At 69.2% G+C, this 10,822-nt stretch carries 14 protein-coding genes; 11 read left to right on the top strand and 3 right to left on the bottom strand.

From position 1 onward, the window contains the following. From I0Q12_RS03270 to I0Q12_RS03255, 4 genes are all read left to right on the top strand, one after another. The coding region (locus I0Q12_RS03270; protein ID WP_307845996.1) for a cytochrome c biogenesis protein CcdA at positions 1 to 378 on the top strand (378 nt) is incomplete at its 5' end. Positions 379 to 481: 103 nt separating this feature from the next. Continuing rightward, entirely contained in the window at positions 482 to 2,140 is a 1,659-nt protein-coding gene (locus I0Q12_RS03265) for a cytochrome c biogenesis protein ResB (protein WP_197250571.1), read from the top strand. Further along, entirely contained in the window at positions 2,137 to 3,159 is a 1,023-nt protein-coding gene (ccsB, locus tag I0Q12_RS03260; protein WP_197250570.1) for a c-type cytochrome biogenesis protein CcsB, read from the top strand. The genes I0Q12_RS03265 and ccsB overlap by 4 nt, the downstream gene beginning before the upstream one ends. Before the next feature lie 55 nt (positions 3,160 to 3,214). Beyond that, on the top strand, positions 3,215 to 4,183 hold the full coding sequence (locus I0Q12_RS03255) for a MinD/ParA family protein (RefSeq protein WP_197250569.1): 969 nt from the start codon (positions 3,215 to 3,217) through the stop codon (positions 4,181 to 4,183). On the opposite strand, the gene I0Q12_RS03250 is transcribed toward I0Q12_RS03255, so the two are convergent. Together I0Q12_RS03250 and I0Q12_RS03245 are read right to left on the bottom strand one after the other, a co-directional pair. Then, positions 4,165 to 4,365: a hypothetical protein gene (locus I0Q12_RS03250; RefSeq protein ID WP_197250568.1), complete on the bottom strand. Its 201-nt coding sequence runs from the start codon at positions 4,363 to 4,365 to the stop codon at positions 4,165 to 4,167. The genes I0Q12_RS03255 and I0Q12_RS03250 overlap by 19 nt on opposite strands. Positions 4,366 to 4,557: 192 nt before the next feature. Next, a complete protein-coding gene (locus I0Q12_RS03245) occupies positions 4,558 to 4,767 on the bottom strand; it encodes a BldC family transcriptional regulator (RefSeq protein ID WP_006935908.1) in 210 nt (69 codons plus the stop codon). A gap of 204 nt (positions 4,768 to 4,971) precedes the next feature. Here I0Q12_RS03245 and I0Q12_RS03240 point away from each other — a divergent pair, with 204 nt between their 5' ends. From I0Q12_RS03240 to I0Q12_RS03225, 4 genes are all read left to right on the top strand, one after another. Beyond that, positions 4,972 to 5,307: a DUF4229 domain-containing protein gene (locus I0Q12_RS03240; RefSeq protein ID WP_197250567.1), complete on the top strand. Its 336-nt coding sequence runs from the start codon at positions 4,972 to 4,974 to the stop codon at positions 5,305 to 5,307. Beyond that, positions 5,304 to 6,407 (top strand): PLP-dependent cysteine synthase family protein, encoded by a 1,104-nt coding sequence (locus I0Q12_RS03235; RefSeq protein ID WP_197250566.1) that lies wholly within the window; start codon positions 5,304 to 5,306, stop codon positions 6,405 to 6,407. The genes I0Q12_RS03240 and I0Q12_RS03235 overlap by 4 nt, the downstream gene beginning before the upstream one ends. Positions 6,408 to 6,498: 91 nt before the next feature. Continuing rightward, a complete protein-coding gene (locus I0Q12_RS03230; RefSeq protein WP_197250565.1) occupies positions 6,499 to 7,236 on the top strand; it encodes a 1-acyl-sn-glycerol-3-phosphate acyltransferase in 738 nt (245 codons plus the stop codon). Between the two features lie 59 nt (positions 7,237 to 7,295). Continuing rightward, positions 7,296 to 7,796 carry an NUDIX domain-containing protein gene (locus I0Q12_RS03225; RefSeq protein WP_197250564.1) on the top strand — a complete coding sequence of 167 codons (501 nt, stop codon included), beginning with the start codon at positions 7,296 to 7,298 and terminating at the stop codon, positions 7,794 to 7,796. A 91-nt stretch (positions 7,797 to 7,887) separates the two neighbouring features. Here the strand turns inward: I0Q12_RS03225 and I0Q12_RS03220 are convergent, their stop codons facing one another. Continuing rightward, a complete protein-coding gene (locus I0Q12_RS03220; protein WP_197250563.1) occupies positions 7,888 to 9,360 on the bottom strand; it encodes an MFS transporter in 1,473 nt (490 codons plus the stop codon). An 87-nt stretch (positions 9,361 to 9,447) separates the two neighbouring features. On the opposite strand from I0Q12_RS03220, the gene I0Q12_RS03215 reads away from it, so the two are divergent. From I0Q12_RS03215 to I0Q12_RS03205, 3 genes are all read left to right on the top strand, one after another. Continuing rightward, entirely contained in the window at positions 9,448 to 9,948 is a 501-nt protein-coding gene (locus I0Q12_RS03215) for a MarR family winged helix-turn-helix transcriptional regulator (RefSeq protein WP_248674857.1), read from the top strand. Positions 9,949 to 10,043: 95 nt separating this feature from the next. Then, positions 10,044 to 10,259: an HTH domain-containing protein gene (locus I0Q12_RS03210; protein WP_197250562.1), complete on the top strand. Its 216-nt coding sequence runs from the start codon at positions 10,044 to 10,046 to the stop codon at positions 10,257 to 10,259. A 5-nt stretch (positions 10,260 to 10,264) separates the two neighbouring features. Beyond that, positions 10,265 to 10,819: a Clp protease N-terminal domain-containing protein gene (locus tag I0Q12_RS03205; RefSeq protein WP_197250561.1), complete on the top strand. Its 555-nt coding sequence runs from the start codon at positions 10,265 to 10,267 to the stop codon at positions 10,817 to 10,819. Positions 10,820 to 10,822 lie beyond the last annotated feature (3 nt).

Here is a 10,822-nt window from a genome sequence, read left to right as displayed (position 1 = left end):
CCGCGTCGGCTGTCGAGCCTGGCGGGTGCGCCGCTGCTCGGCGGCGTCTTCGCGCTCGGCTGGACCCCCTGCCTCGGGCCGACGCTGGCCGGGGTGATCTCGCTGGCGGCCGGCACCGAAGGCACGACGGCCGCGCGGGGTGTCGCCCTGATCGTCTTCTACTGCCTCGGGCTGGGTCTGCCGTTCGTGGTGCTGGCCCTGGGGTCGGCGCGCGCGTTGCGGGGGGTCGGCTGGCTGCGATCGCACGCCCGCACCGTGCAGATCTTCGGCGGCATCATGCTCGTCGCGGTGGGGGTCGCCCTGGTCACCGGCGCGTGGGACATGTTCGTGTCCTGGGTGCGGGACGCCTTCATCTCCGAGGTGACGCTGCCGATCTGACGGCAGAGGTCGCCACCAGTTCCGAACGTTTCGAGAGGCAGTACATGCAGCCCGATCAGATGGTCCCCGCGGGCAACCCCGGCGTCCCGGCAGGAGGGCGCCGGTGACCGCGACCGACACCCCGACCACCACGCCGCAGCCGGTGCCGCCTCGGCAGGGTCCGACCGGGCGCGCCGTCGCATTCGTGCGCAACACATGGCGCGGGCTGACGTCGATGCGCACGGCGCTGGTGCTGCTGTTCCTGCTCGCGCTCGCCGCCATCCCGGGTGCCCTGCTGCCGCAGCGCAGCCTCAACGCCGGCAAGGTCGACGAGTACATCGCCGCGCGGCCCACCCTCGGACCGTTCATGGACAAGCTCGAGCTGTTCGACGTGTTCGGCAGTTTCTGGTTCACCGCGATCTACGTGCTGCTGTTCGTCTCGCTCGTCGGGTGCATCCTGCCGCGGTGCGTCGAGCACTTCCGGGCGTTGCGCACCCGCCCGGTGCCGGCGCCGCGGAACCTGGGCCGGCTGCCGCACCACGCCGAGACGACCGTCGGCGGGAGCCCCGAGGAGGTTCTCGCCCGGGTCCGTGGGCAGCTGAAGGGCTGGCGCATCGCCGAACGTGCCGGGGGACCGCGCGCGAAGGACTGCGAGCTGACCCTGTCCGCCGAGAAGGGCTATCTGCGCGAGTTCGGCAACCTGGTCTTCCACATCTCCCTGGTCGGTCTGCTCTTCACCGTCGCCATGGGCAAGCTCTTCGGATACGAGGGACAGCGGATCCTCATCGCGCACGGGGAGGAGTTCTGCACGACCTCCCCGGCGTCGTTCGATTCGTTCCGTGCCGGTGTCACCCTGGACGGCACCGGGTTGAACCCGATGTGCATCCGCGTGAACGATTTCGAGGCGGACTACCTCGACAACGGTCAGGCCGAGATGTTCACCTCGAACATCGACTACCAGTACGGCGACGACATCACCTCGAACACGTGGCGTCAGGCCGAGCTGAAGGTGAACCATCCGCTGCGCGTCGGCAGCGACCGCGTGTACCTGCAGGGTCACGGATTCGCGCCGACGTTCACGGTGACCTGGCCGAACGGCGAGACCCGCACCGAGACGCTGCAGTTCGCCCCCGACGATCCGAGGACGTTCCTGAGCAGCGGCGCGATGCGGTTCGACCCGCCGGGCGGCATGTTCCCCGATGCCGACGAACGCCGCAGGAACCAGATCGCGATCGAGGGCCTGTTCGCGCCGACGGCCGCACTCCACGGGTCGCTGCTGTCGTCGGCATTCCCGAAGATGCTGGATCCGGCCGTCGCGATCGACATCTACAAGGGCGACGCCGGCCTCGACACCGGCAGCCCGCAGTCGCTGTTCTCGCTCAACGGCGAGCTGATCAACCAGGGTCGCCTGGTCAAGCAGGATCGGGTGAACCTGAAGCAGGGGGAGAGCGCTACGCTCGCGGACGGCACCCAGGTCCGCTTCGACGGCGCCACCGATTTCGTGAACCTGCAGGTCTCGCACGACCCGGCGCAGCAGTGGGTGCTCGTGTCGGCGCTGGCGATGATGGCGGGACTGCTCGTGTCGCTGCTGGTCAAGCGGCGGCGCGTCTGGGTCCGGGTGTATCCGGCCGGTACAGTGGCAGGCGGCGAACGACAAACCGTAGTAGAGCTCGGTGGTCTGGCCCGCACGGATCAGGCCGGCTGGGGTGACGAGTTCGACCGTCTGGTTGCGCGCCTGCTCGGTCACGACGCTGCCGGTTCGGCAGAGGAGAAGAACAGATGATTGCTCACGAGACGCTCGCGCGGTACAGCGACTGGGCTTTCGAATCGGCATTCGCCGTGCTGGTGCTGGCGCTGGTGCTGCTCGTCGCCGAGTACGCGACCCACCGGGCCGACCGGGTCGCCGAGCGCGAACTCGTCACCGCCGGTGCCCCCTCCGGGGGAACGCAGGTCCCGGGCCGCGTGGGCGGCCCGCCGACCCCGGGCCGCGTCGACGGTCCGCAGAGCCCGGGCCGCGTCGACGGTCCGCAGAGCCGGACGATGTCGGAGCGGCTCGGCAACATGGGTCGCGCCCTCGTGGTCGTCGTCGCCGCGCTGATGGTCGCCTCGATCGTGCTGCGCGGATTCGCCACCGAGCGTTTCCCGCTCGGCAACATGTACGAGTTCGTGGCGATGGCCTGCACCGCCGCGGTCCTGTTCGGCCTGGTGGCGCTCCGCAAGCCCGCCTACCGCATCATGTGGGTCTACCTGCTGGTGCCGGTGCTGATCCTGATGTTCCTCGCCGCGACCGTCCTCTATGCGGACGCCGCGCCCGTCGTGCCGGCTCTGCGTTCGTTCTGGTTGCCGATCCACGTGACGATCATCAGTATCGGCAGCGGCATCTTCCTCGTCTCCGGTGTTGCCAGCCTGCTGTTCCTGCTGCGCATCCGATTCCCGAAGGACGCCGAGGGGAGCGGTGTGTTCGGCCGCGTCGCCCAGCGCCTGCCGGACGCGCAAACCCTCGACCGCCTGGCCTACCGCACGACGATCATCGCCTTCCCGCTGTTCGGTGCCGGCATCATCCTCGGTGCGATCTGGGCCGAGGCCGCGTGGGGTCGGTTCTGGGGCTGGGATCCGAAGGAAACCGTCTCGTTCATCACCTGGGTCGTCTACGCGGCCTACCTCCACGCCCGCGCGACGTCCGGGTGGCGCAACACCCGTGCGGCCTGGATCAACGTGGCCGGGTTCGTCGCCATGCTGTTCAACCTGTTCATCATCAACATGGTGGTGTCCGGTCTGCACTCGTACGCCGGCCTGACCTGATCCTGCTATCGTCTCCGCGATCGTTGGTGGGGGCGAGAACAAGGGGGAACGGGCGATGCCGGACGGAACGAAGCGGGGGCCGTCGGCGCAGGATCTCGATGCGTCGCTGCTGGTGCGGCGGGTGGCGCCACCCCCGGCGCGGGGCTGGCGGCGGGCGCTCTACCGGGGTACGGGCGGTCGCATCAACGTCGGGGAGAACGGCCGCGACCGCAACCGCGGCGAACTGACCGACCAGGTCCGGCAGCCACTGCACGGCTGCTACCGCATCGCACTGCTCAGCCTCAAGGGCGGGGTCGGCAAGACCACGACGACGGTCACGCTCGGATCGACGTTCGCGGCGCTGCGCGGGGACCGGGTGATCGCGGTCGACGCGAACCCGGACCGGGGCACGCTCAGTCAGAAGGTGCCGTCGGAAACCCCGGCGACCGTGCGCACCCTGCTGCGCGACGAATCACGCGTGCGCACCTACGGCGACGTCCGCGCCTACACCTCCCAGAACCGGCACCGGCTCGAGGTGCTCGCCTCCGACAGCGACCCGGCGGTATCCGAGGCGTTCAGCGCGCAGGACTACGAGCAGGTCCTGTCGACGCTTGAGCGGTTCTACAGCATCGTGCTCACCGACTGCGGAACCGGGCTGATGCATTCGGCGATGCGCGCGATCCTCGAGAACGCCGACGCGCTGATCGTCGTGAGTTCCGGTTCGGTCGACGGCGCGCGCAGTGCCTCCGCGACGCTGGACTGGCTCGACGCGCACGGCTATCGGCAGCTGGTGGCGGAGTCGGTGGCGGTGGTCAACGCAGTGCGGCCGCGGTCGGGCAAGGTCGACATCGATCGGCTCGTCGGGCACTTCGCGCAGCGCTGCCGCGCGGTCCACGTGCTGCCCTTCGACCCGCATCTCGAAGAGGGCGCCGAGATCGATCTCGATTGCCTGCACGCAACCACCCGCCGCGCGCTGCTGGGGCTCGCGGCGGATGTGACCGCGGATTTTCCGCGGCGGTCGGGGAATCAGTCGCCGGGGTCCTGATCGGGGGCGGCCGGCCCTTCGGTGCGACGCCGGTGTACCTCGCGATCGACCTTCCATAGGAATTCGGGATCGTCGTCCGGACCGAGAGCGCGTCCGGATTGCGTGTGCATTGCCGGACCGAACGCCTTCCACAGCAGAACCGCGAGTGTTACCGCACCGATGAATGCCAGCAGATAGAGCACGATGCACCTCCTTGCCGTGGACGCGCCCCTTGTCGGTCCGGACCGGGCCGTGGGCGACTCTTCCACCAGTCTATGCGCCCCGACCAGCGGGGACACGGTCAGGCGTCCCCGACGCCCCCGGCGACCCGAGGTGCCGGGTTCGTCCGAAAGGTCGGAATGCGACTCTCGGTGTGGTGTCGAGAAGAGGTGCTGTCAGCGGGTCGCCTCGGTGGTGAGCGAGCGGAGCAACGCCAGGACCTCCGATTCCCGGAAGCGGCGATGTCCGCCCGGGGTGCGCAGGGAGCCCAACCGGCCGGCGTGGGCCCACCGGGTCACGGTCTTGGGATCCACGTGGAAGAGGGCGGCGACCTGACCGGGCGTCAGCAGAGATTCCTTGGCGCCGTTGAAAGCGGGTGCACTCATTGCTGTAGTCCTCCGGGTGTTTCGTCGTGATCGGGTGATTCGATCGGTTGTTCCCAGCCATGTTGACACCGAAACCCCTGGTTGCTCGAACGGTCTACGGTTGGTAAAGCGGAAGTAATAGACAAAACGGACGTTTTGTCTTCCGTCCCGGAGGGGGACGCGGCACGAAAATTCGGGGCTGCCGCGGACGGCTACCCTGGATGCGTGAACGACGCAGCCGCCAACCGCCCCGACCAGGACCGACCGACCGCCACCGGCAAGGGAGCACTCGCCCGCGACGTGGTCGTGTACTCGCTCGCCCGGATGCTGCTGGTTCTCGTGCTCGCAGTCCTGATCCTCTACGTTCCGCGCTCCTTCGGGGTGGAAATCCCGCTCCTCATCGCGGCCCTGTTCGCGGTCCTCATCGCGATGCCGCTGTCGCTCGTGCTGTTCGCGCCGCTGCGGCGGCGGGTGAACGCGGGCATCGCCGACGTCGACGCCCGCCGTCGCGCCGAACGAGCCGACCTCGAGGCCCGCCTGCGCGGCCGGGACGGCAAGTGACCGAACCCGGCGAGCCGGTCGTCGTCGACAACAGCGCGCCGCGGGACTGGGTCGACAACGCGATCCGGCTCATCGAGGCCGACGCGCAGCGCAGCGCGGACACGCATCTGCTCCGGTACCCCCTGCCCGCGGACTGGGGCATCCAGCTCTACCTCAAGGACGAGTCCACCCACATCACCGGCAGCCTCAAACACCGGCTCGCGCGGTCGCTGTTCCTCTACGGGCTGTGCAACGGCTGGATCCGGGAGGACACCCCGATCGTCGAGGCGTCCTCCGGATCGACCGCGGTCAGTGAGGCGTACTTCGCGAACCTGCTGGGACTGGACTTCGTCGCGGTGGTCCCACGCAGCACCAGCGCCGCGAAGGTCGCGCTGATCGAGGCGCAGGGCGGGCGCTGCCATTACATCGACCGGCCCCCGGAGATCTACTCCGAGGCCCAGCGCCTCGCCACCGAGCTCGGCGGCCACTACATGGACCAGTTCACCCACGCCGAGCGCGCCACCGACTGGCGCGGCAACAACAACATCGCCCAGTCGATCTTCGCGCAGCTGCAGCTCGAGGAACATCCGGTGCCGGAGTGGATCGTCGTCGGCGCGGGCACCGGCGGCACCAGCGCCACGATCGGCCGCTACCTGCGGTACCAGCGTCATCGCAGCCGGCTCGCGGTTGTGGACCCGGAGAACTCCGCCTTCTTCGGCGGCTATGCCACCGGATCGGCCGACTACACGACGGGGATGCCGTCCCGCATCGAGGGCATCGGACGGCCGCGCGTCGAACCGTCGTTCGTCGGCCAGGTCGTCGACCGGATGATCCGCGTCCCCGACGCCGCGTCCATCGCCGCGGCACGGCACGCGAGCGAGGTCCTCGGCCGGCGCGTCGGTGGGTCGACCGGCACCAACCTGTGGGGTGCGTTCGGGCTCGTCGCCGAGATGCTCGCCGAGGGTCGCCGCGGCAGCGTCGTGACCCTGCTGTGCGACGGTGGGGAACGCTACGCGCAGACCTACTACTCCGACGAGTGGGTCGCGGCCGAAGGCCTGGATCTGACCGGCCCGGCCGAGACCCTGGAGCTGTTCGCGAAGACCGGGAGCTGGGCTCCCTGACACTGTGCGGCTCCGCCGCCCGTGTGCCTTAATGGCGGCTGGGACCGCCACATAGGCACACCGGCCGAAGGCACCCGCGTACCGTGGACGCATGGATCGCCCCGAGGTGACCCTGGCGAACGCCGACGCCGTCTACGACTTCTACCGCGACCACCGGCAGCCCCGCCTGCTCGCCCTGGCCGCCTACGCGATGCTCGCGGCCCGCTACCGGCCCCGCGTCAACTATCGAGGCGGGGCCCGCGATGCGCTGCGCGCGGTGATCGCGGACGGCACGCCTCTGGTGATCGTCGCGAATCACCTCACCTACAGCGACCAGTACACCCTTGCCGCCACCGCATGGCGGTCCCCGCTGCGCACGCTGATCGGCCGCACCCGGGTGCTGGCGAAGGACGAACTGTTCCGCGAGCCGCGACAGCGTCGCGAGGTCGACATGATGGGCGGTATCCCGGTGTTCCGCGCGAAGAACTACGGGGTGCGGGCCGCCGCCGAGGCGGGCCGCCGCATGATGGATGTCGCTGCGCTGCGCCTGAGCAGGGGTGATTCGCTGGCGATCTTCCCGGAGGGAACGTGCAACACCGTCGACCCGGCCCGGGTGCAGGCAATGGGCACCGGCATCGGCCACATCGTGCGCCGCGCCGACGGGCTCGGCGCGAAACCGGCGCTGGTGACCGTCGGCATCTGCTACGGACCGGACAACGATCCCCGGAAACCCGCGAGCGTCTTCATCACCCAGCCGGTACTCGGGCTCACCGGCACTCCGCGGGAGGTCACCCACCGGGTCGCGGAGGAACTGCAGCGGGCGGTCGACGGCGCCGTCGCACGCTATTGACGCCGCCGTACGGTATCCACATCGCACGGTTTCCACACGGAGTCGGGGAGGGACGGCCGATGGCGGTGACGAGCGCGGGTCTGCTGCTGTACCGCATCGATCCGTCGGGCCTGCTCACCGTGTGGCTCGTTCATCCCGGCGGTCCGTTCTGGAAGGGGAAGGACGAGGCGGCGTGGTCGATCCCGAAGGGGGAGTACACCGCGGACGAGGATCCCCTCGTCGTGGCACTGCGCGAATTCGAGGAGGAGTGCGGATTCCCGGCCCCGGAGGTGCCGACCTCGCTCCTGGGGAGGTTCCGGCAGCCCTCCGGCAAGGTCGTCACCGTGTACGTGGGTGAGGCCGACGAGGACGCCGAGGGCTTCGCGTTCGTCCGCAGCAACACGTTCGAACTCGAATGGCCGCCGCGGTCGGGACGGCTCCAGGAGTTCCCCGAGGTCGACGACGCCCGCTGGGTCACGCTGCCCGTGGCGGAATCCGCGCTGGTGAAGGGGCAGCGGCCGATCTTGGGGGCGCTCCGGGAGTATCTCGACGAAGCCGGACGGGTGTACCGGACCGGCTGATACGCGACGGGCGCCTCCCTCACCCCTCGAACTGGGGCAGCGGGGCGCCCGTCGTGTGCCGTGGTGGGTGCATGAAGCCGACCCGTCCGGGTCAGGCGTGGGCCGGAACGGCCTCCTGATCCGGGGTGCTCGGCTCGGCCGGGGCCTGCTTGGTGCGGGCCGGGACGAGCAGTGCGACCAGGGCGCCGGCCAGGGCTGCACCCGCACCGACGAACAGGCAGAGGTGGAACGCGGACTCGGTCGGGATCGAGTGGCCCCCCAGGTCCATGGTCTTGCTGGTGAGCACGGCTGCCATGACGGCGCCGGCCACGGTGGTGCCGACCGAGCGCATCAGCGAGTTGACACCCACGCTCGAACCGGCCTCCTCCATCGGGACGTTGTCCAGGATGAGGGTCGGGAAGGCGGCGTAGCCGATGCCGACGCCGGCGGAGGAGATGACGACGCTGACCATCAGCTTCCACGGCGCGTCCATCATGACGGCGCCGAAGACATAGCCGCAGGCCACGATCGTGGCGCCGATGGCCAGGGTGAGGCGGGCGCCGATGGCGGACATCAGCCTCGCGGAGATCGGGGCGAAGATCATCATCATCAGGCCACCGGGGAACATCCACAGGCCGGCCTGGAGGATCGTCTGTCCGAGGCCGTAGCCGGTGCGCTCGTCCATCTGCAGGAGCTGCGGCACGACGATCGAGGACGCCATCATGCCGAAGCCGATCAGGATGGCGGCGATATTGGTGAAGAGGACCGGACGGTGGCCCATGGTGCGCAGGTCGACCAGCGGGTCGTGGTGACGCAGCTCGAAGACACCGAAGAGGACCAGGACGATCGCGCCGCCGATGATGCAGCCCCAGGTGGTGCTGCTGCCCCAGCCCCAGGTCGAGCCCTTCGAGACGCCGACGAGCAGTGAGACGAGGCCGACTGCCAGGAGCAGGACGCCGACGTAGTCGAGGCGGGCCGGGTGGGTGTCCTGGGTGGCCGGGACGACCAGTGCGGTGGCCACGAGGACGATGATCGCCAGGGCGCTGGAGACGTAGAACAGCGCGTGCCAGTCGAAGGTCTGGGCGATCCAGGCCGACAGCGGCAGACCGATGGCGCCGCCCACACCGAGGGTGGCGGAGACGGTGGCGACCGCGGTGCCCTGCTTCTCCTTCGGGGCCAGCTCACGGACGGCCGAGATGGCCACCGGGATGTAACCCATCGCGATACCCTGCAGCGCGCGACCGACGAGGAACGGCACGAGGCCGGAACCCAGTGCGCAGAGCAGCGAGGCGACGACGAGCACGGCAGCAGAGCCGACCATGACGCGTTTCTTGCCGTACATGTCGGCGAGGCGGCCGGTGACCGGCATCGAGACGCCGGCGGCCAGCAAAGTGGCGGTGATCGCCCACGACGCGTTGGCGACCGTGGTGTTCAGCAGTTCGGGCAGTTCGGACTGGATCGGGATGACCAGCGACTGCATGAGTGCTCCGGCCAGGGAACCGAAGCACAGGGTGATGATGACGGCGGTGGCGCGGCTCGACGAGATGAGCGGTGCCGGCGCGCTCTTCGCGGCGGTGGTGTCCATGAGTTCCTGACGTAACGAGATATGTAAGTTACATATTTAGATGTGTAGAATACACATGTCCGCGGGTGAAGAAGTACTCGAATAGGGGTGGTTCCTATCACAGGCCTGGTCGATTCGGTGCGCGCGATGCCCGAGTGGGCACTCGTCGTGGCGACCTCACGTTTCGAACGAGGACAGCGCGCCGCGCAGTCGTTGAATCAGCTCAACGCTGCCGACAACCGCCTGCTGTGGTTGCTCACCACGCAGGGGCCACAGACGATGCGCCAGGTGGCCGAGGCTCTCGGGCTGGAACAGTCCACGGTGAACCGTCAGGTCCACGCCGCCCTGGCCCGCGGCCTGGTCGAGCGCCTGGACCAGGCCGGCGGCGGGGCCAAGACCCTGAAAGCCACCGCCGAGGGCCGGGGCATGTTCGAAACCGAACTCGCACGCAAGATGACGATCTTCGCGGCCGCGCTGGACGCGCTCCCAGCGGACGCGCGCGACGACTTCGTCCGGAACCTCGAAGTCTTCACCGAGGCCTACGCCGAGGCGGCCGAGCGGCAGGTGCAGTGCGAGGGTGACCGTTCCGGCGACGCGGTCTCCGGGTGATCGGGCGGCGTTCGCCCGAGTTTCGCGTGGGCGGAATCGGCAACGAATCGTCAACATTCGTTGACACGGTGGGGTTGTCAACCTAGATTGACAACATGAGCGAAGCAACGGCGCTCGCCGCATCCGCCGCCAGCCCCGATCCCGCCGAAGGGCTACGGGCAGTACGTGCGCTGCGGCGACTGCTCGAACGACTCGAAGAGATCCAGGTCGAGAACGCCCGCACCCAGGGCTGGTCCTGGCAGGCCATCGCCGACGAACTCGAGGTGAGCCGGCAGGCCGTCCACCAGAAGTACAACCGGAAGCGCAGGTGACCGCGATGTTCGAACGATTCACCGACAGCGCCCGTGCCGCTGTCGTCGACGCCCAGGCCCAGGCCCGAGCGCTCGACGCGACCGAAATCCGCCCGGAGCACCTCCTGCTCGGAGTGCTCGCGACCGCCGACCGATCGCTGCGCGCGCAACTGGCCGGTGTCGGACTCACCGGCGACGCCGTCTTCGCCGACCTCGAAGCCGCAGACGGCGTGCTCGGACCGGACGACGCCGACGCCCTCGAAAGCATCGGCATCGACCTCGACGCCATCCGCGAACGACTCGAGAGCACCTTCGGAGAAGGGATCCTCGACCGCCGATCGCCCGCTGCAGGACGCCCGGGCCGGTGGGGCCACATGCCATTCGCCCGCGGCGCCAAGAAGTCGCTGGAACTGGCCCTGCGCGAAGCCATTGCCCGGCGAGAGCGATCCATCACCGCCGAACACCTGCTCCTCGGGATCCTGCGCTCCGACGACCCGACCGCGCTCGGGCTGATCGAAAAGCACATCACGCGCGGGGACCTGCGGCAACTACTTGCCGCGCGCCTCGACCGCGCTGCCTGATCG

The sequence above is a fragment of the Rhodococcus sp. CX genome (assembly GCF_015865005.1).
Lineage (GTDB): Bacteria > Actinomycetota > Actinomycetes > Mycobacteriales > Mycobacteriaceae > Rhodococcus.
This window is presented reverse-complemented; position numbering and strand designations above follow the sequence as displayed.